At 27.5% G+C, this 21,319-nt stretch carries 17 protein-coding genes; 6 read left to right on the top strand and 11 right to left on the bottom strand.

What is annotated here, in order from left to right; translation table 11 throughout:
* Window positions 1–10: 10 nt before the first annotated feature.
* The 3 genes from IC213_RS07210 to IC213_RS07205 all read right to left on the bottom strand — a co-directional run bounded on the left by IC213_RS07210 (window position 11) and on the right by IC213_RS07205 (window position 8,550).
* The gene (locus tag IC213_RS07210) at window positions 11–199 is read right to left on the bottom strand and encodes a hypothetical protein (RefSeq protein WP_227830931.1); all 189 of its coding nucleotides are present in this window, start codon (window positions 197–199) and stop codon (window positions 11–13) included.
* An 88-nt stretch (window positions 200–287) separates the two neighbouring features.
* Window positions 288–416, bottom strand: a complete 129-nt coding sequence (locus tag IC213_RS20965; protein ID WP_255612965.1) for a hypothetical protein — start codon at window positions 414–416, stop codon at window positions 288–290.
* Window positions 417–468: 52 nt separating this feature from the next.
* Window positions 469–8,550 carry a DUF11 domain-containing protein gene (locus IC213_RS07205; RefSeq protein WP_227862921.1) on the bottom strand — a complete coding sequence of 2,694 codons (8,082 nt, stop codon included), beginning with the start codon at window positions 8,548–8,550 and terminating at the stop codon, window positions 469–471.
* Between the two features lie 188 nt (window positions 8,551–8,738).
* Between IC213_RS07205 and IC213_RS07200 the strand changes: the two genes are divergently transcribed.
* Window positions 8,739–12,170 carry an isopeptide-forming domain-containing fimbrial protein gene (locus IC213_RS07200; RefSeq protein WP_227862920.1) on the top strand — a complete coding sequence of 1,144 codons (3,432 nt, stop codon included), beginning with the start codon at window positions 8,739–8,741 and terminating at the stop codon, window positions 12,168–12,170.
* A gap of 99 nt (window positions 12,171–12,269) precedes the next feature.
* Here IC213_RS07200 and IC213_RS07195 read toward each other — a convergent pair whose 3' ends face one another.
* From IC213_RS07195 to IC213_RS07185, 3 genes are all read right to left on the bottom strand, one after another.
* Window positions 12,270–13,187, bottom strand: a complete 918-nt coding sequence (locus tag IC213_RS07195; protein WP_227830934.1) for a DUF11 domain-containing protein — start codon at window positions 13,185–13,187, stop codon at window positions 12,270–12,272.
* Between the two features lie 45 nt (window positions 13,188–13,232).
* The gene (locus IC213_RS07190) at window positions 13,233–13,736 is read right to left on the bottom strand and encodes a hypothetical protein (RefSeq protein ID WP_227830935.1); all 504 of its coding nucleotides are present in this window, start codon (window positions 13,734–13,736) and stop codon (window positions 13,233–13,235) included.
* 818 nt (window positions 13,737–14,554) lie between these two features.
* Complete coding sequence (locus IC213_RS07185) at window positions 14,555–15,211, bottom strand: pentapeptide repeat-containing protein (protein ID WP_227830936.1); 657 nt, start codon at window positions 15,209–15,211, stop codon at window positions 14,555–14,557.
* 175 nt (window positions 15,212–15,386) lie between these two features.
* Here IC213_RS07185 and IC213_RS07180 point away from each other — a divergent pair, with 175 nt between their 5' ends.
* Window positions 15,387–15,572 carry a hypothetical protein gene (locus IC213_RS07180; RefSeq protein WP_227830937.1) on the top strand — a complete coding sequence of 62 codons (186 nt, stop codon included), beginning with the start codon at window positions 15,387–15,389 and terminating at the stop codon, window positions 15,570–15,572.
* Here the strand turns inward: IC213_RS07180 and IC213_RS07175 are convergent.
* Window positions 15,533–15,676, bottom strand: a complete 144-nt coding sequence (locus IC213_RS07175) for a helix-turn-helix transcriptional regulator (RefSeq protein WP_413927296.1) — start codon at window positions 15,674–15,676, stop codon at window positions 15,533–15,535. The genes IC213_RS07180 and IC213_RS07175 overlap by 40 nt on opposite strands.
* A gap of 140 nt (window positions 15,677–15,816) precedes the next feature.
* On the opposite strand from IC213_RS07175, the gene IC213_RS20960 reads away from it, so the two are divergent.
* The 3 genes from IC213_RS20960 to IC213_RS21285 all read left to right on the top strand — a co-directional run bounded on the left by IC213_RS20960 (window position 15,817) and on the right by IC213_RS21285 (window position 16,991).
* Window positions 15,817–16,044, top strand: a complete 228-nt coding sequence (locus IC213_RS20960; RefSeq protein ID WP_255612966.1) for an EFR1 family ferrodoxin — start codon at window positions 15,817–15,819, stop codon at window positions 16,042–16,044.
* A gap of 16 nt (window positions 16,045–16,060) precedes the next feature.
* Window positions 16,061–16,567: an EFR1 family ferrodoxin gene (locus tag IC213_RS07170; protein ID WP_255612967.1), complete on the top strand. Its 507-nt coding sequence runs from the start codon at window positions 16,061–16,063 to the stop codon at window positions 16,565–16,567.
* A 358-nt stretch (window positions 16,568–16,925) separates the two neighbouring features.
* Entirely contained in the window at window positions 16,926–16,991 is a 66-nt protein-coding gene (locus IC213_RS21285) for a hypothetical protein (RefSeq protein WP_413926939.1), read from the top strand.
* A 215-nt stretch (window positions 16,992–17,206) separates the two neighbouring features.
* On the opposite strand, the gene IC213_RS07160 is transcribed toward IC213_RS21285, so the two are convergent.
* From IC213_RS07160 to IC213_RS07145, 4 genes are all read right to left on the bottom strand, one after another.
* Window positions 17,207–17,398, bottom strand: coding sequence for an ATP-binding cassette domain-containing protein (locus IC213_RS07160; RefSeq protein WP_227830938.1), 192 nt, complete (start codon window positions 17,396–17,398; stop codon window positions 17,207–17,209).
* A gap of 140 nt (window positions 17,399–17,538) precedes the next feature.
* Window positions 17,539–17,895: a DUF4180 domain-containing protein gene (locus tag IC213_RS07155; RefSeq protein WP_227830939.1), complete on the bottom strand. Its 357-nt coding sequence runs from the start codon at window positions 17,893–17,895 to the stop codon at window positions 17,539–17,541.
* Window positions 17,896–17,915: 20 nt separating this feature from the next.
* Window positions 17,916–18,377 (bottom strand): helix-turn-helix domain-containing protein, encoded by a 462-nt coding sequence (locus IC213_RS07150; RefSeq protein WP_227433880.1) that lies wholly within the window; start codon window positions 18,375–18,377, stop codon window positions 17,916–17,918.
* A 339-nt stretch (window positions 18,378–18,716) separates the two neighbouring features.
* Entirely contained in the window at window positions 18,717–19,916 is a 1,200-nt protein-coding gene (locus tag IC213_RS07145) for a S41 family peptidase (protein ID WP_227830940.1), read from the bottom strand.
* 605 nt (window positions 19,917–20,521) lie between these two features.
* Between IC213_RS07145 and IC213_RS07140 the strand changes: the two genes are divergently transcribed.
* Window positions 20,522–21,295, top strand: coding sequence for a sulfite exporter TauE/SafE family protein (locus tag IC213_RS07140; protein ID WP_227860596.1), 774 nt, complete (start codon window positions 20,522–20,524; stop codon window positions 21,293–21,295).
* Window positions 21,296–21,319 lie beyond the last annotated feature (24 nt).

Here is a 21,319-nt window from a genome sequence, read left to right as displayed (position 1 = left end):
TGCTTGTTATTTAATCACTAATATGTTCAAGTTCCAATACCTTTTTTATGCAGTTATCATTTTTTATAATATTATATACATACTTAAAGTCATCTATCTTTTCTCTTTTAGATAGTTGATTATTTTTAGAATGAATGAAGTTACCTAATAAAATTATAAATATAAAAATAATTACTAAGAACAATACTTTCTTTTTCATACACTTCACATAGACTCTCAAATTTAGTATTTTAATATAAATATCTAGAATAATACTTATATATTATATTTCATTATAGCTTACATATCTACAGATATATCTTATAACCTGTACAAAATCTACTACAATTTATCATATTGTCTTTTAAATTATCATATTTTTCTTGTTTTATTAAATATTTGTAAGTTGCTACCTCATAACCATCTAATATACTCAACAGCCCCTCAAAGATTTATCTTTAAGGGGCTAAAATAATCTATTTTATTTCACTAACATAAATTTACAACTTGAACTTGGTAAATAACCGTTATTATTTGGCCAGGAACCATAATATTTAAGTTAAATCCAGCTGATGGGTTAAGAGTTTTATCTCCTACTCCATTTATAGTTACTGATCCTAAAACAAATATTGAGTTAGCTGGCGTTGGATCTAGAAATACTACATTAGTAGCATTAATATTACCATTATTAACTATTTTAACAGTATAAGTTATTATATCTCCTATTGTTGCATATTTCTTATCTACTGACTTATTTACACTTAAACTGCCATATGCAATATTAGTAGCTACAGCATTAGAATAAGCTGTATCACTGTATGATGATTGTTTTGGATCAATAACATACTGGAATGGTATTACAGCTTGATTTATTACTTGGTTAGTAGAAGGAACTGAAGTTACTATTACTGTAAATACCACTATAACAACATTACCTATTCCAATACTTCCAAGGCTAAATCCTTTTGTTGGGTCTGCTGATGAATTTGTTACTCCATTTACAACTACACTTCCTTCATTAAATGTTACGCCAGTTGAAGGAGTATCTTGGAACATTACATTACTATCTATAACATTACCTACATTTGTCAATGTTACTGTATAAGTTAGTATATCTCCAATTGTTGCAATTGATTTATCTACCATTTTCACTACATTTATCTTACCTGATACTACATTGGTTGTTACTGTATTACTATATTGAGCGTAAGTCAATGGTGCCCCATTAGGATCTATATAGTAACTAAATTGAACTTGTGAAGTGTTAGTTACATATGGTGGTGTTGGTAAAGTGTTTATCTTAGCACTAAATCCTACAATTACGGTTTGACCTGGAGCCAGATTTGGTAAAGAAAATCCAACGGTTGGGTCTAGTGATGGATAAGTTACTCCATTTATTGTTACAGTTTGTGTAACAAAAGTTAATGATGATTGTAATATATCTAAGAATTGTAGATTATTTGAAATAACATTACCACTATTTACTATAGTTGAGGTATACGTTATTGTATCTCCCACCTTAGCATACATCTTATCAACTGTCTTAGTATTTGTTAATTGCCCCAAGTTAATATTAGTAGTTACAGTATTTGATGTTGCTGATATTTGATATGGACTTGAGCCTATATTATAACTTCCACTTGATGTTGCGTAGTTGGTAACTATTGGTGGTGTTGGTAATGTGCTATTTACTGTAACTTGGAATTGAACCAAAGAGGTATTCCCAGCTACTAAATTATTCGGTAAAGTAAATCCTCCTATTGGATTATAGTTTGCATAACTTATACCATCTATTATTACAGTTCCATTTGCAAACGTTGCTCCATTTGATAAGAAATCTGTAAATAATATATTAGATATAGGTGTATTTCCTGTATTTTTAACTAATACACTATAATTTAATGTATTGTTTAAAGTTACATATAACTTATCTACACTCTTAGTTAAAGTTAAACTAGGCTGAACTATTATTGTACTTGTAGTATTAGACTGATAAGAACTACTATAAAGAGATCCATTTGGATTTACATAATAGTTAAATGTTCCTATAGCATAGTTTATTACAGAATCGTGAGTCGGATTATTTATTACAGTTACTGTAAATTGTACTGTAACTGATTGTAGTGTTGGTATCGTACCCAAAGTAAATCCTTGAGTTGGGTCATAGTTTGTATAAGGCGTTCCTCCTATAGTTACTGTTCCACTATTAAAAGTTACATCTGATTGTAAGTTATCAAGAAAATTTACATTTTTAGCATCAACATTTCCAGTATTAGCTACAACTACTGTATATGTTAAGACATCACCCATAGTTGCATATGACTTATCTACGCTCTTTGTTAGAGTTATTAATCCTACATTTATTTGAGTGGGTACAGTATTAGAGCTAACTTGAGAGTATATATATGATCCTGATGGATTTATTAAATATGAAAAAGTAACATTTGCTGTATTGCTAATCAATGATGGATTTGGTAATAATGTCACTGTAGTATTAAAGCTTACTACCACTGTAGCACCAGGAGCAATATTTCCTAATGTAAAACTAGCATATGGGTCATAACCAGAGTATGATATTCCATTTATACTTACTGAGTTAGTAATAAAAGTCAATCCACTTGGTATCACATCTCTAAAGTTAACAGTGTTAGCTACTACATTACCTGTATTTACAATAGTAACTGTATAAGCCACTGTATCTCCTATAGTAGCATATGCTTTATTTACATTCTTAGTAACTGATAATGAACCTACATTTATTGCTGTAGACACAGTATTACTTGTACTTTGAACTGTAACTAGTGGATTAGATGGATTTATATAATATCCATAATTTGCTGTAGCTGTGTTGTAGATATTATCAGTAGATGGCAATGTACTAACTTTTACTGAAAAAGTTACTGTTGCACTTGAGTATCCAGCAATATCTGGTATATTAAATCCTGCATTTGTATCAGCATTAGGTTGAGATATTCCATTTACTACTACTGAGCCACTTATAAGCTGAGCATTTGATTGTATAATATCTTTAAATAGTATATTAGTACAGTTTGCATTACCTGTGTTATTGATTGTTATTGAATAGTTTAATGTATCTCCTATAGTTGCATATGCCTTATCTACTGATTTAGTAAGTGTTAATACTCCTAATTGTATATATGTTTTAACCGTATTAGAAGTAGCAGTCATTGTTTGTTGGTTATCTGATGGTGTTAACTGATAATTAAAAGTTGTAGAAGCTGTATTATCTACTTCTCCACTTGTAGGTATAGAAGTTATATTAACACTAAATGTTACTGTATGGTATTGATTAGGCGCTAAATCAGTTAAGCTAAATCCTACTGTCGGGTCATAGCTTAATTGTGGTGTCCCATCTACTACCACAGAATTTATATTAAATACTGTTGATGCTGGAGCTAAGTCCTTAAAGTTTAAACTTGTAGCATTTACAGAGCCTGTATTTTTAACTATTACTGTATAAGTTAAGCTATCTGGTTCAGTAGCATAAGCTTTATTAACTGATTTTGTAAGAGTTAATTCACCTACTGCAACATAAGTTTGTGTAGTATTAGTTTTAATTTGAACACCAGTATAGGTTTCGCCACTTGTATAATCGTAAGTTATTGTAGCATGGTTGTAGATAATATTGCCTGTCGGTCTAGTCTGTACAGTTGCTTGGAAACTAACTGTTACAGTTGTTCCTGGAACAATGTTTGGTATAGAGAACCCTTGACTTGGGTCAGCACCAGTTTGTTGAGTAGTACCTATATAAACTGAGTTTGCTACTAACTTAATATTAGAGTCCAAGGTATCCAAGAACTGTACATTTGTTGCATTGACATCACCATCATTAGTAATAGTTATACTAAAGTTTAAAGTATCTCCTATTTTAGCTATTGATTTATCTACAGATTTATCTGCTGACATTATAGTATCATAAACATAAATAGTAGTTGTATTAGAACTTGCATTTGTATTTATTGCACTACCAGTAGGATTAACATAGTAAGAATAATCTATTGTGGCTGTATTTAACAATTCATTATTTGTTGGTATTGAATTAGCAGTTACCTCAAACCTTACTGTAGTTTGTTGTCCTACCTGTATATCATTTAAACTAAATCCTATATTTGGATTATAGCTTGACATGTTAGTTCCATTTATATATACAGAGCCTGAAACAAAAGATGATTCTACTTGAATGATATCTGTAAAGTTAATATTCTTTAATACTGTGTTTCCAACATTAGCTATTACTACAGTATAAGTTATTATGTTATTTAATTTTACAATAGTTCTATCTGCTGATTTAGTAACAGCCATATTTCCATAGTTAATATAAGTTATAGTAGCATTACTTGTCGTATTAGAAGATATACTCTCTGTTCCAACAGTGTATTGATAGCTTAGATTTGAAGTATTGGTAATATATCCACTACCTGGTACACTAGCTACTTTTACTTGGAAACTTATAGTTACAGATGCTCCAGCTGCAATAGTTCCTAATGAAAACCCTTTACTTGGGTCATAAGATGATTGTGCTGTTGAGCCTATCATAACTGAGCCTATTACAAAAGTTGTATTACTTGGTATTATATCTAAGAACGTTGTATTTGCAATACTTTCATTGCCATTATTAGTTATTACTGAAGTATAAGTTATTGTATCATTTAAGGTTGCATAACTTTTATCTGCAGTCTTTGTATTAGTAACAGACATAGTTACAATATTTGTAGTAACTGTATTACTTGTTAAACTTCCACTAATATATTGACCTGTAGGGCCTAATTGGTATTGGAAGTTCATACTAGCAGTATTGTTTATTTGTGGTGGTGTTGGAATACTAGTTATTGTAACTTGGAAGGTTACAATAGTGCTACCACCTGGGCTTATATTCGGTATAGTAAATCCATTGTTAGGATTAACATTTGAATATCCTGTACTTACACCATTTACTGCAACTGAACCAGGTACAAATGTAGCTCCATTTTCAATAATATCTACCAAATTAACATTTGTTAAAGGTACTGTTCCTGTATTATTTGCTGTAACAGTATAAGTTAATGTATTTCCTAGCATTGCATAAGATTTATCTACTATTTTTGTTATTGTTGCTGAATAAGAATTGATTGTTGTAGTAACAGTATTACTTGTTATATTGTTAGTTACTGGTTGTTGTGATGGATCTATATAATAACTATAAGATGCTGTTGCACTATTTTTTATAACATTTGGTGAAGGTGTATTATTTACAGTCACTTTGAAACTAATAGTTATTGTTTGCCCAACATTCATAACCCCTAATGAGAAACCTTGTGTTGGATCATAATTTGATTTTGATACTCCATTCACTACTACACTACCTGCTACTAAAGTTGCTTCTTGTTGAAGAGTATCTGTAAAGGTTGCATTAGATATAATAGCAGTACCATTATTTGTAGCTGTAAATGAGTAAGTTAAGGTATCTCCTACTGTTGCATATGCTTTATCTACACTCTTTGTTAAACTTAGTGAACCTACAGGATCATAGGTTACAACTGTATTAGAGTATATAGTCTTAGTAACTTCTGGCGAAGTTGGATTTACCTGATAGTTTATTATCGCTTCTGAATAGTTTGGTATATATCCAACAGGTAGATTTACAACTATTGTAGTCGCAAATACAACTATTACAGTATCACCAGGATGAATATCTCCTACAGGGAATGATTGAGTCGGATTATATGATGGATAATTTACTCCATTAATATATACAGTCTCTGGATATAAGTTCATGTAAACACCTATATAGTCTGCAAATACAACATTTGTTAAAGATACTGTTCCTGTGTTTTGAATAGTCGTTGTATAAACCAATGAATCCCCTAGCTGAGCATAGTGTTTATTTACAGTTTTTGTAATTGTATAAGCCACTTGATTTACTGTTGTTTGTACAGTATTACTATATATAGATCCATTTAGTTCACTATTGTTAGGGTCTGGTTGATAGCTATATACTAAAGCACTTTGATTATATACAATGTTTGGAGTAGGAACTGAATTAACCTTAACTTGGTATGTTACTTCTATGGTATCACTTGCACATATTGTTCCAAGAAGAAATCCTTGATTTGGATTATATGATGAATATGACACACCATTAATTGTAACCGTTCCAGGTATAAGAGTTGTGCCTGATTGAATATTTGATAAAAACATAGTACTAGTTGCATTAATATTACCATTATTAGTAATATTTACAGTGTAATATAATGTATCACCTATTATTGCATAGGCTTTATCCACACTTTCAACAATATTCATACATACATAATTAGCTATAGTATCAACTATATTAGAATCTTGCTCTGTAGTTACCACACTAGATGTAGGTGTTATTTGATACTTAAATGGAACTTGAGCTATATTTTGTATTGTATTTGCTGGATTAAGTTGTGTTACAGTAACTTGATAGCTAATATTTGTAGTTGCTTGAGAATTTATAGGATTTGGTAATACAAATCCAGTAAAAGGATTTAACCCTGATTGAGCTACTCCATTTATTTGAACACTGTCACTTACAAATGTAGTTCCAGGTATTGTTGGCTCAGATATTTGAAATTTAGAAGCTGGTTGATTTCCTACATTACTTAAGCTTAAAGTATAAGTTACTGTATCGCCAATATTAGGATAATTATTATTATTACATCTTTCACCTATTACATCTATATATCCCACTTGTATACTAGTATGATTACTAAATATAGTCTTTTTTCTTATATAACCATATTGATTATACATATACCCAAAACTTACACATGAATAATTATCTATATTTGTTGATGGCGGTAATGAATTTATTTTTGATTGAAATAATATTTGTGTGCTACTTCCTGGCGCTAAATCTTGTAAAGATATACCTACTGTTGGGTCATCTGTTATATCTGTTATACCATCTATTGTTACACTTCCAGTAACAAAGGAAGAATATCGATTAATTTTATCTTGGAGTAATATATTTGTTGCAGCTATGTTACCTGTATTAGTTATATTTATTGTATATGTTACAGTATCTCCAACATTTGCAGTACTTGCTGAAGCTGATTTTGATATATTTAAAAGAGCTTCTTGAACCATTATTTGAACAGTATTTGTATTTGCATTGTTTGTAATAGTATTTTGACCTGATGTAAATTGGTAACTATAATTTACAGTATCATATATCAAATTGCCTGGTGTTGCAGGCAATGAATTTGATTTAACTGTAAAAGTAACATTAGCAGTCCCATAAGCTGGAATACTTCCTATATTTACACCTTTTGTAATATCTCCACCTTGAATAGTTTGATTGTTTACTATAACTGAGTTTTGAACAAAGCTAACTGATGGGTCTAAAGTTGTAGATAATATAACATTGTTAGCAATAATACTTCCATTATTTTTTATTTGAACTGAAAATACTAATTGTTCTCCAACCTCAGTGTTATATTCTCCATCACCGTCTATATCATATAGCTCCAAATAAGCTGTAATATCAGGTGCTTGAGCAAATACTTGAGTACCAAAAGCTACTATTTGTACTCCATCTCCAGATACACTTTCAGTTATTTGAGTAGCTAATAATGATTGATTTGTAATTAATGTATTTGAAATATCTACATCTACAATATCCCATTTATTTCTTGCTCCTACAAGTTGTGTAGGTACAAACCCATCATTGTTATTAGTTGCATTAGTTCCTGAAATATTTAGTAAACCATTACTAGAGCTTGTAGGGTCTGCTACATTTATTACTCCACTAAAGAAATTATTTTCTGGATTATTTGGTGATGTCCCAGGATTAGTATTTGGTGAAAAAACTGAGTTACCAACATTACTTAATTGAGCAAAAGATGGTCCTACTTCTACATATTCATTTCCATCAAGTGGAGAACCATTTGCACAAGCAATAAACATATTGCCTTTTAACATTGATGGATCTGTACTAGTTGTATATCCAGACATCGTCATTTGTAATGGTGTATTAATAGTTGCTACTGATATGCCAGAGTTATAAAGAATCATTTGAGGTTTAAATAAATCATTTCTATATATTACTGTTAATGTCCATCCTGCTCTTGTATTACTTAGACCTGTAGAGGGTACACTTATTGGTACATTTGATACTGTATAACTTCCTGATAGTGCTGCCTGAACATATGTTGTTACATCTGCAGCTCTGTATCTATCAACATTTCCTGTTGGCCCATTATAAGTATCCATATACTTAGGTATTATGGAATATATTCCTTGTGGAGTTGTAAAAGTTATTGCGCTATCTTGAATACTGCTAACACTTTGTGCCCCTGATACACTACTAGTCACTGTAGAATACCAAACAAGCTCTGCATATAATACTTTACTGTTTGATAATATATTTAAATTTGCAGAACTTCCTGCTTTAGTCCAATCTCTTGTTGTTGTTCCATTAGGCATAATTAAATCAGATGTACTTACTGTTAAAGCTGTACTACTACCACATACAACTAAACTGTTTCCTGTACCCACTAAAATAGCTTTATCTATTGCCTTAAAACGTGGTGTTAGTGACATGTTTACCTCCTTGCAAAGAATATTTTTAATTTTGCATTATCATTTTTAAGAATTACTGTATATTATATTAAAGTAGTAATTTTTTAGTTCCTAAAAATTAAATTTTTAATTAAAACAAATATTTTTTTATCGAAATATGTATATTTATTTTGAATATAATTTATTAATAAACTTAAAGGAGTGATTTAATGGACTCAAACATGTTAAATATTATTGTAAGTAATACTCAAAAGATTCCTATAATAATAGGAAATACTTCTACTTTTAGTATTACTATACAAAATCTCAGCACTGTGCAAAGATTTTATAATCTAGGCCTTACTATTACAATACCTGATGGTCTAGTCCTTTCGACATCTACTTTTTCACAAACATCTAGTATAACAAATGCTGATAATAGCATCACATATTCTTGGGTTAATATGAAAGACCTTGCACCTATGGAGGTAAATTTCACTTTTAGTATCACTGTTAAGTGTAATACTAAATTTAAAAATGGAACTGTAATACCATTTGGATATATATTTTCTGGAATAAGTGTATCTTGTCAAGCAGATACTATGCCTAGAGGGAGCTATGATATAGGTGATGTAGTAATTACTAATAGTATAGCTATGTCTTTTCAAACAATAATGTTTAATAGTACTATTACTACCCCTGGAAAAGTATTAAAAGGTGCAGGTAGCCTACTCACTTTAAATGATTATACTCAAGTTAACACTGCTACTTGCAAGTTTTATAATAATTCAGATTCTTCATCTTTAGTTAATATAACAATACTATTAGATGATGGAATTAGATATATAGGAAATATTACTACTTTAGGTACTGATGCATCACAATTTACAACTCCTACTATTAACTTGGTTAGTATTAATAATAAAATGTATACTCAACTTTATTATAGTAATGTAAATCTTTCAGTAAGTAGCAATACTACCTTAAATTTTAATTTTGCAATATGGAATCAATATAACAGTAATCAAGGAAATTATATTGTTCATGGTACTACATTGAATATGTACATTAGTATGGTATCAGCAAACCCTCAAGTAACAGCCAGTTCTAGCAGTACTACTAGTTTTTCAGCAATGGATTTGATAATAGCTACTTCTACAAGTAAATCTATAGTTGATATACAAAATACAGTAACTTACACCTATGTATATAAGGTTGGGCAATATTACAATATACAAAATATATTAGTTCATTATTTGTTACCTGATGGAATCCTTTATCTATCTAGCTCTATTAATCCAACTTCAGTGGCAAATAGTTCTACAATGAAAGGATATTATCTAACTTACAACTTTGCTTTTATGCCACAAAACTCTACACAGACTGTAACAATAAGTGCAAAAATTAATAGTTTTTATACCTATAAATTTGATACAAATAACATAAATCTACCTGTTGTAGCTTCTGATCCTTTTACTTCAACTACTGATATTACAGGTACTCTTGTAGGTTCATTAACTCAAGTCACTGATAATTCTAGTGTATCTTCAAGTATAAATGTAGGAACAATTACCAAACAGTTTGTTAAAGGATACTATAAAAATGGAACCTCTAAAACAATAAATTCTTTAGCTCCTGGAGATTTTGCTGAGTATTTATTAACTTACAATGCATCTACATTACAAGCTACTCAAAAACAAGTTTATATAGATGACTTTTTCCCATTATCATCTAATCCTATAACCAACTTAACTTACAACTACACTGGTTATAATCCTGTATCTCAACCTAAACTAATAAGTCCCCATGGAGTGGATTTCTTCTATGGAAATATACCTGGCTTAACTACTGCTACTATTAGTTTTAAAGTACAAATAGAGCAACTGGGTTCTTCTGGCCAAAATGCTAATCTAATGAAACTAAAAGGAATAAATACCTATGGATATGCCTATAGCAATCGTGCGCAAGTCAACTTTAATATAGGCACTCCTAATATTCAATTAACTAAGACTGTTAATGGTCCTAACACAACCGTTATAAAATCTAATGAAATCTACACATATGCAGTTACTATAAAAAATACTAATACACTAGGAACAGAAACAGATGCATTTAATTTTACTCTTAATGATACTTTATCTAACTGGTTTACTCTTAAGAAAAATAGCTTAATAGTTAATGGAACAGGTAGTTATGATGAAATTGAAATTGAAGATAATAGTATTATTGTTAGTATTGATAAACTTGCTCCAGGTCAATCTATTACTTTAACATACAGTGTAACTATAAGCTCAGTCATAGCTCCAGGAGTAAGTATTACCACTACAGCAACTAATACTAATCCATATTCTCAAGAATATGATGATTATTCAGATAACTACCAATATTCTAATCTTAATAAAAGTGCATCAGTTAAAATCTCTTCAGCTAACATAATAGTATCAAAAAGTAATGTAGCATCTACATTTAAGGTTGGCTCTTTAATAACCTACACAATTACAATGACTATTCCTCAAGGTACCATTGCATATGGACTATATGTAAAGGATGTTCTTCCAAATGGAGGTCAATCTTATGTAGGTTCTGCATTTAAAAACGGTGTATCTATAATACCAACAGTATCATCTTATACAGTTACATTACCTACTGAAGGAACAATAGATGCTAGAGTATCATCACAAACAATAGCTTACAACATGACCTGTAGAATAATTAGTGCAACTAAGAGTATTGGTGCATTAACTTCTACACAAAATAATATTGCACAATGCCTATATCAACAAATTCAAGGTGGTAGTTATACCACAGTTTCTAATACATTAGTTGTAACAGTAAATCATCCAAACTTGGTGATGACATTAAGTGCAACAGATAAAACTACTTCTACTATATATAACCAAACTGCTAGTATAAGCACTAATTCTGTTATGCAATTTTTACTTATATTCCAAAATAACAGTTTAGTAAATTTAGTAAATGGTACTATACAAATTCCTATAAATAATAATTTCTTATTTACTTCTATAAATACAACTTCATTCTGTAATGCAACCTATAATAGTTCTACAAAAAATGTTGTTATTTCAATACCACAGTTAGGTCCATCTATGTCTGGATATGTAACTTTTACAGTAATACCTCAATTAATGTTAATCTCTGGTTCTTCAATGACTACTCAGGCAACTGCTGTTTCTTACTATAATGATATATTGCCTACTAAAATATATAGTGGTGAACAAAGTAACACTATAACTTGCTCTTTAGTCCCTGGAGTTTCATTATTGCCAAATCCAGCTAATAGAATAGATGATTCAACGTCATATATTGTTACACCTGCAGGCAATACTGCAGTGATATTAAATTATTTTAAAAACACTGGCGGAGGCTATGACAGTTATTCAATAACTATACAAAAAGTAGCTATTTCTTATACACTGTACATTAATGGTACAAAAATAACTGATGTAGCTACTAATACATTTTATCAAGCAACTTTACCTCAATTAACAAATTTACCTCCTAATAGTAGCAAATTAATAGAACTAGATGCGGTCATTCCTTCTAATCAACCATTAGGTGTTAGGTATGATTTTTATATTACTGTTACATCACAAACTAATCCATATCCAAGTAAGACAGTTTTAAATATAGATCCTAGTTAAAAATAAAAATATCTTCTATCATGAGTATTTATAAATACTATACAGTTTATTTCTTTATTATAAAAAACCATCGATTATACTTGATAATATTCGATGGTTTTAATAATATAGTAATATATTTGAGCTAACAAACAATTTACCTTTATAAATTTGGCTTGTTGATGTATTTTCAATATTTATTTTTATATTATCTTTATTTAAATAGGTAATACCAATAGGTACAAGCATGTTACAAGAAAATCCAAAAACACTTACTTTAGTTTTCATTTTTTGGTTTTTGTTTTTTCTATTAGTTTTTTTACATTTTGTTTTATAATTTATTTCGTATTCTATGTTACCTAAAATAATAAAGGTGCATACATCAGAATTTTGTTTTCTATATACATCATTAGCAGGAGTGTTGACAATCTTTGTTTCTAGTATATTTACTTTTACTTTTATATCGATTATTTTATCTATTTTCTGAGATATTTTTACATTGTTATCCACTTGTAATGATTTAAATACTTTATTTTCAACATGTGTGTTCACTTTATTACTTTTCATTACTACTCTAGTGGGAGACATCTCAATATTGTAAATATAGTCATGTTCTATAGTGGAGCAATTTTTTATTGTATTACATAGATAATGAGGTAATACTATAACTTTAAATGTTATTATTATGCATTTTCCTGAATTAATATCATACAAACTAAACCCTTTTTCTGGATTTATGAAATATTTCTTTATACTATTTATAGTTACTGAGTTATTTATAAATTTTGTCCCTGTTGGAATTTTATCTTGAAAAAATGCATTAGTTACAATATACTTACTAACATTTGAAATGCAAACTGTATATGTTATTATATCAAAAGAATATGAATGTTTCTTATCTACATATTTTTCTATCTTTAATATATCCTTTACTATATCAGTAGAAACTACATTACTACAGATAGTCTTTACTATTACAGGACTTTTAGATGATAATCTATATTGAAAGTCTATCCTACATTCATTTATGACCTTCATTACATCACTCTTTTCTATTTATGTCTGTTAGATATTAGATTATTATTACTCTAAATATTGCATTAACATAGTTACACTTACAAATACTTTACTCTGATTGAGCTTTACACTGACGTCTTCTACAAAGTATCTAAGATTAATTCTTTCATCATTACTATCATAATTTGGTATAACTATGAAAGTACTAAATGGCAGCATAATATTTAATACTTTATTTTTTTTATGTTTATTACGCTTACATTTTTTTTTGTTGTTTTCATATTTTAATATTAAACTCATATTAATATTACCCAATATAATAAGATTTTTCCCACTTAAATGTTGCCCTTCTAATGAAGTTCCTTTTACTGTATCCACTATTTTTGTATCACATAATTTTAATGAGTATATTTCTATAGATGGAGTTGTATATTCTATTCTATAATCTTTAGACTTTTTATTAGATAATTGTATATTTTGATACGTAGTAAATTGTTTAAAATATTTTAGTGGATGTAATTCTCCAAAGCAAGATATATTGTATGTCATTTCACCTATACTATAATCCATATTCTTTTTTCTCCCTTTTAGTATATTCTTCAATACAATAAAAAATTTATAATGTGGTATTCTCTACCTATTAATATATTATATGATATTAAAACTATTAATACTAAATAACCAAAAAGTATTGTATCATCTATATATTCTTCACATTAACTCCCTTGCTTAATATTTTTTCAAGTTATTACCTTAGTATATATACTAAATGTTGGGTATTATATAATAATTATTTCATGCGGTATTTTTTTATTTATCTAACAAAAAAGAGTTTATCTTTTTTGGATAGAACCTTGTATAAAAAAATGCTACCTTCTTTGTAGAGGGTAACATTCCTAAAATTTTGGTTCAATATAAGTCCGATGAGTGGTATTTTTTCACCAACAACTAGCATACTAAATTTACAGAAAACCTTACAACTTACTTCAAAGAAAAAATAAATATGAGATGTACGATTCTATTTTTAATGTTAGAAATAACTTTTCTAAAGCTGATACATCTACACATATGAAGACATATTAGTTATTATATTTAACATCTCAGGAGTTTTTCAATGACAAAGTCCTTGTTGCCAATTTTTAATCCAAATATACATGCCATTTACAATGTATATCACCTATTACTTCACTTATACGTTTATACGTTTCATATATATAAGTTTATTCCACATTGGCATAATTTTAAAATTTACTTTGATTGTTTTCTAAAAAATATTCACTTAGTATATCATAAAAAGGTATTGATTATTTATCCAATACCTTTTTCTCAGATTTTAATGGTGGAGATGATAGAAATCAATAATATCCACGATTATATTTTGACATAAATTATAATATACCTTCAGACTTATAAACTTCTAAATTTTTCATTATATAACTTAGTGTACAAAATTCCTTATCTATTCTTTCTCCAATTAACGTCAATCCATCTATTAATTGCTTTTCTTTAAAGTTTTCTAAAAGTATCATTATACTTATATAATTAATGCCACCATCTTTAGTATCTAAAGTTCTTGATTTTTTAACATACTTATTTCCCATTGCAAATTTTATTGCATTTTCTAATTTTTCACTCATCTCTATAACAGGCATTACTTTAAATACTTTTATTTGAGGTGAGTTTATATCAAAGTTTTTAGCTTTAGTTATGTCTGTATTTAAAAATATTACGTTTTTAAATTTAGTACCAGAAAAATCTACTTCTTCTAAATTAACTCCTTCAAATATAGTATTTTCAAATTTTGCATTTTTAAATTTACTTCTTTTTAGGTTTGCCCCTATTATTTCTGCTGATTTGAACGTACACCCATAAAAGTTACAAGACTTAAAGTGAGCTCCTCTTAAACTTGTAAAATTAAAGTTTGAATTTGAAAAATCAGTGTTATAACAGTTACTTCTTTTTAAGTCTTGATACATAAAGTTTTTGTCCATTTTTTTTGCTTTATTGTATTTTAATCCTGTCTCTATCTTTTGCGTATTATTCATTCTTCCTCCATAATTTAAAAGTTCATATACTTATAAGTATATACACTTGATAATAATTATTCCTAATATTAACACATAGCCTCAGCCATAACAACCTTATTATATATTACTGATAATAATAAAATGCTGTATTTTTTATATAATATAATTAAATTAAACTTAGGAGATTTGTAAAATGAATTATGAATTTAACAATAAAGATACTTCTAGTAACTATGCATGGAATAATGCTATGATTTTATATAAAATACAAGAAATTTTAGAAGACAAAAACATAGATGATTTAGAATTTACTAAAGGAAATCAAAAACATTTAGAGGCTCAATTAGGAAAAAGTATTTCTTCAGAATCTATATCATGAGCAGATTCTCCACTTTCCCATTTTGCTACTGATTGTCTATATATATTAAACTTTTTAGCTAAATCCTCTTGTGTGTACTGGTGAATTTTTCTTAGTCTTTTCAAATTTTACAGTAATCAAATTCTTTACCAATGAATATAAAAAATATTAATGTGTTATAATTTTTTTAACTAATAAATTACTTTATTAAAGCAAAAATATTCAGTATTAAAACAAAAAAATAGTTAGGGAGATATAATTAATTATGATTTTATATTTTAGTGGTACTGGCAATAGCAGATATGTAGCTCGTAAAATTGCACAAGAATTAAGTGATGAAATGATATCACTAAATCAACTTATAAAAGAAGAAAAAACAGATGACTTGGTATCAACAAATAAACCATTCATATTCGTATGCCCCACTTATGCATGGAGATTGCCTCTAGTAGTTACAGATTTCATAAAAAAAAACAAAATTTTTAGGAAATAATAGAGTTTACTTTGTAATGACTTGTGGAGCAGATACAGCAAAAGCTGTAAATTATATTCAAAGTCTCTGTAAATACAAAGAGTGGCAACTAAAAGGCATGGCAGAAATTAAAATGCCAGAAAATTATATAGCTTTATTTTCTGTAACAGACAAAGAAACATCAAAACAAATGATTAAAGAAGCAGATAAACAAATATATAAAATTATCTCTTATATACGTAATGAAAATGAATTTGAAACTATTACCCCTAGTGGCTTAGGTGGTACAATTAAAAGTGGTATAATAAATACAGTTTTTTATAAGATAATTATTAATGCCAAAGGATTTTACTATACAGATAAATGTATTGGTTGTGGAAAATGTGTAGAATTATGTCCTTTAAATAATATTAATTTAAAAAATCAAAAGCCAGATTGGGGGAATAACTGTACTCATTGTATGGCATGCATTTGTGGTTGCCCTGCTGAAGCCATTGAGTATAAAAATAGTACTCAAAATAAGGAAAGATACTATTTGGAATAATATACTTTTGACATTTAAACCATCATAAAATGGGCTGTTGCGCTAAAAAAGAGTGCTACGCCCTTTTTTGCATAAAAAAATAAATCCCAAGTTCAAAAGAGCTTGGGATTTATGTATAATAATTGTATGTTAAAACAAAATAATATATAAATTGATTATACTACTACTTATGGTGATAATTATCAATTTAAATTACCACTAAATATTGATTACATAATCCCAAAAGATGATTCTGTAAGGTTATTAAGTCAAATTATTGAGGAGATGAATTTAGAAAAATTATATAAGACTTATTCTCGAATTAGAGAAAATAGAGTAACCCCAAGACAACCTTTTGAAGATTATAATATATGCAAATATGAACTGTATCTATTCTTCTAGGGAAATAGAAAAAGCATGTAAAAGAGATATTAACTTTATCTAAATGATTTTCTAATCCAAATTTTTTGGCTATCGAAAATACCTTACCTTCAATTTCTTTACTTTTCTTTTTCCCTAATGCCAGAGGAAGTGCTATATTATTCATGAGTGTCATATTATCTAATAAGTTATAGTCTTGAAATATAAATCCTATTTTCTCTTTTCTTAATTTTGATAGTTCATTATTTTTTACTTTAGATATGTTAATTCCATCAATTATTATTTCTCCTGAGGTTTGTCAAGTGTAGACTTTAGATTAAGTAATGTTGTTTTACCTGCACCTGATGAACCCATTATTGCTATAAAATCACCTTCATTAACTGTAAGAGATATACTTTTTAGTACATTTGTCTTAAATCCTTTTATACCATAATCTTTTGATATATTCTTTATTTTTAATATTTCTTTCATAATTAATAACCTCCATTTGTTCATTTCTTAATTCTGAAAATATCATTTACTTATTAAATAATCATCATATATATGTATTTTATTTTTATATTCAATACTTCTAAATGCCTTACTTATATTATATATTTTATTAGTCTCCGTCATTTTAGATTTAAAATATAATTTTTAGCATCCTCAAAATTATCAAATAGCCTAAAATTATTTGATTTATTTAACTCTAACACTAGTTCTGAAAATCTTTTATTTATCCTATTTTTATCATCAACAATTGCAGCAACTTGTATCCTATAATTTATAAATTTTTGTATTGTAATACCTGCCAAACCTGTCTTTAAATTAAAAAAATCATCTGTAAGTGAATTCTTACTAAACATCAAATAATCTGTACCATGTTCCATACACAGTGATATAATATCCATGATTTCTTCTTCATTACTAAATTTGCTATCTACAAAAATATATTTTTTATCCTTTTGTTCTCTTATATCGTAATTCATTTTAATTCCTCATTTCTACTTTAAATATTTTCTATTAATAAAGATATAGAGCTTAACATTTCCTCAATAAACTTTATATCTCCCCATAACATAACCCTAAGCCTATTTTCATTTTCAGCATACTTCAAATTAATGGTAGAACCACTTGATATTGAAGTTGGATTATTTGTAAGTGCCAAAAGCAAATTTGATAAACGTGAATATTCATTATTAGATATATTATTTATCTCAACTACTGTAGATACATTAACTTTTGGGATGCTCGCTAAGTTTTCAGATGCATTTAACCTAAATTCTATACCCTTATCTTCATTTTCACTCTTTACATCCATAAAACTATTTAAATCCTCTTGTGATACTCTCCACTGCTTACCGAGTTTATTAGCTTTTAATTTCCCATCTTTTATAAACTTTCTTATTGTTTTATGATGCATTTCTAAAATATTCGCAACTTGGTCTATTGTATAAAACTTTTCCTCCATAACTACACTTACCTTTCATTTGATAATAATAATAATAATAATAATAATAATATATTAGTTTAAGAATATCAAAAAGTCAAATTTATTTTGTATTTTATTGCTATTTATTATATTTTATTGCTTTTTAATGCTCTATTGAAATTATTATAATCTTTGTATAGAGGTTCCAATCAAATTCTAAAAGGACAAATAAATCTTATAAAAAACTTCAAAACTTACATAAAAAAGTAACTCAAAATCATTTAAAATCATTTTGAGTTACTTTTTTACAATTTTTCTATAATTTTTAATGCTAAAGATAAATCTCTAAAATAATATCCAGCAACATTTAATTGTTATTTAATAATTGATATTTTCAAGCTTTAATACCTTTTTTATACTGTTATCATCTTTAAAATTTGTTGTTCTTTTACAGTCTTTTACTTTAAACTCAGGAATAGTTTTAAATTCTTCATCGCATATTCCGTCTTTGTTTAAATACATACAACTTGACATTCTAACTATTAAACCACTATTTTTTAACTCAAACAACACAGGGTCTATTCCTCCACCATCACCTCCAGTAGTTTCTCCTACTAAAGTTGCAAACTTAGTCTCTTTACAAAACATAGAAAACGACTCTGATGATGAATATACTTTTTCATCTACAAGTAAGTATATATTACCTTTAAATTCCAAATCATTATTAGTATTTATGGTATAAGAAGTTTTTTCAAAATCACTAAAATTTTTTAAAGTTTCCTTTGGTGCATTTTTCTTTACACCTACTGGTAGGTTTTCTATAGGCTCTAACTTTATATTTCTTGCATTGGTGTATTTTTTAACTATTTTATTATTATTTCTATAGAGTCTATAACCCTCTATTTTTATATCATTTTTTATAAGTTTAGATACAATTCCTTTCCAATACCTATCACTTCCGCCTGAATTTCCTCTTATATCAATAATTAGAGTTTGATATTTTTCTAAAGTATTAACATAATCTCCTATCATTTTTAAATCCTTATCCATTGACCCATTTTGTGGTGACATTGATGGTAAATACATGTATCCAACCTTACCTTTAATTATATCTTCTAAAATCAGTTCTTTTTTTACAAAAATATCATTTGGTATTTTTATTTTAGTATTTATAGAATTATATCTATCTACAACTTTTTTGTCATTAAGAAAGTCATACCAATTATTATTAGAGTATGATTTTTTAAAAAGTTCATATCTGTTTTTATTATCTATTAACTCAGTATGTTTATTGTTTAATTCTGATAATATAGAGGATACTTCTTCTATAAACTCTTCATCACTTTCAGTATTTTTAATTCTTTTTATATATTTGTCCTTATTTTCTAACCAGTCAATATGATTAAGTCTCTTATTTACATCCAAGTAAGGATACCCTGTTTTTATAACATTATATACATATTTAAAGTCATCTATCTTTTCTTCCTCAGATAGTTGCTTCTTTTGGGAATAAGTATTATTACTTAGTAAAATTATAGATATACAAATAATTCCTAAAAACAATATTTTCTTTTTCATACAATTTTCATCAACTCTCCAAGTTTATATTTTAATAGCCTATATTATTATAACTATTCTACACTAATACTTATATCTTATTATAATTTATATTTCCACAAATATACTTAAAATTCGTCTTCTTATGATTCTATAAAAAACCTCTAAATATATAAATATACTTGAATGTGGCTACTCTAAAGTAAAATTACTATTTAAATAATTTTCTTTTATATCTAAGTGCATATATTATTTTACAAAACTATCATAAATATTATAATTAATTTTTAACTGCAACCATACATACTGTAATCTTATTTGATATAGAATTTTCTATATTTTCTTTTAACAAGTCAATTATTTTTTATACAACCATTACTATTTTTAAGTTTAATTTATTACTAATGATAATATTAAGTTTTTATATCCTATTTTTTATATAATCCTTTTTTATTTTCTACTATTAATATTACATAGTTTTATATTTCATTATAGATAATAGTATTTGTAAAAATATATGAATTATTTCAAATTTAACCCTTATTAAAAATAAATTATTTTACTGTTTTAGGGCATACTTACTATTAATAAAATTAGCATAAAACTTTAGGATAGGAGAAACACATATGATATTTTTCATTGTAGGATTTATTGCATCTATTGTAGGAGCAATTTCTGGACTTGGTGGAGGAATTATTATAAAACCAGTGCTAGATGCAGTAACTACACTAGATGCTTCAGTTATAAGTTTTTTATCAACTTGTGCTGTATTTACTATGTCTTGTTCAGCTGTTATTAAACATATTAGATATAAAACTAAATTTGAAAAACCAACAACTATATTGCTTGGAAGTGGAGCAATTTTAGGAGGTTTAATTGGTACTGAAATATTTGAATTTATAGTTGAATTTATTAACAAAGATAAACTTGTAAAAATAATTCAGAATGGACTTCTTTTTACTTTATTAATATCTATATTAATATACATAAATCTACCTAATAAAAAACAATTCCATATAAAGAATCGTATATTTATAATTTTACTTGGATATACTTTAGGAATGATTTCATCTTTTTTAGGAATAGGTGGTGGTCCTATAAACATAACAGCCCTGACGTTGTTTTTCTCGATGGATTTAAAGAACGCATCTGTTAACTCAATAATACTGATACTATTCTCTCAAGCTTCAAAAATAATAACTCTGTTAATTTCAAGCTCTATACCTTTAGGTCTTAATATATCAATGTTATTATGCATAATACTTGCTGCAGTTTTAGGTGGGTTGTTAGGTACTGCTATTAATAAAAAAATAAGTAAGGCAAAATTAATCATTGCTTATAATGCTGTTATGTTGTTTGTAATAATAACATGTTCATGGAACATAGTAAGGTTATTTTAAAGGAGGAATTCTCAATGAATAAGA

It is taken from the genome of Clostridioides sp. ES-S-0049-02 (assembly GCF_020658465.1).
Classification (GTDB): Bacteria; Bacillota; Clostridia; order Peptostreptococcales; family Peptostreptococcaceae; genus Clostridioides.
The sequence above is the reverse complement of the archived record's forward strand: the minus strand, read 5'-3'. Positions and strand labels throughout refer to the sequence as shown.

Bases quoted from the DNA above. Each gene is read 5' to 3' on its own strand.
- IC213_RS07210 (WP_227830931.1), bottom strand. From the start codon at position 199: ATGAAAAAGAAAGTATTGTTCTTAGTAATTATTTTTATATTTATAATT.
- IC213_RS07205 (WP_227862921.1), bottom strand. From the start codon at position 8,550: ATGTCACTAACACCACGTTTTAAGGCAATAGATAAAGCTATTTTAGTG.
- IC213_RS07200 (WP_227862920.1), top strand. From the start codon at position 8,739: ATGGACTCAAACATGTTAAATATTATTGTAAGTAATACTCAAAAGATT.
- IC213_RS07195 (WP_227830934.1), bottom strand. From the start codon at position 13,187: ATGAAGGTCATAAATGAATGTAGGATAGACTTTCAATATAGATTATCA.
- IC213_RS07190 (WP_227830935.1), bottom strand. From the start codon at position 13,736: ATGGATTATAGTATAGGTGAAATGACATACAATATATCTTGCTTTGGA.
- IC213_RS07185 (WP_227830936.1), bottom strand. From the start codon at position 15,211: ATGAATAATACGCAAAAGATAGAGACAGGATTAAAATACAATAAAGCA.
- IC213_RS07180 (WP_227830937.1), top strand. From the start codon at position 15,387: ATGAATTATGAATTTAACAATAAAGATACTTCTAGTAACTATGCATGG.
- IC213_RS20960 (WP_255612966.1), top strand. From the start codon at position 15,817: ATGATTTTATATTTTAGTGGTACTGGCAATAGCAGATATGTAGCTCGT.
- IC213_RS07170 (WP_255612967.1), top strand. From the start codon at position 16,061: ATGACTTGTGGAGCAGATACAGCAAAAGCTGTAAATTATATTCAAAGT.
- IC213_RS07160 (WP_227830938.1), bottom strand. From the start codon at position 17,398: ATGAAAGAAATATTAAAAATAAAGAATATATCAAAAGATTATGGTATA.
- IC213_RS07155 (WP_227830939.1), bottom strand. From the start codon at position 17,895: ATGAATTACGATATAAGAGAACAAAAGGATAAAAAATATATTTTTGTA.
- IC213_RS07150 (WP_227433880.1), bottom strand. From the start codon at position 18,377: ATGGAGGAAAAGTTTTATACAATAGACCAAGTTGCGAATATTTTAGAA.
- IC213_RS07145 (WP_227830940.1), bottom strand. From the start codon at position 19,916: ATGAAAAAGAAAATATTGTTTTTAGGAATTATTTGTATATCTATAATT.
- IC213_RS07140 (WP_227860596.1), top strand. From the start codon at position 20,522: ATGATATTTTTCATTGTAGGATTTATTGCATCTATTGTAGGAGCAATT.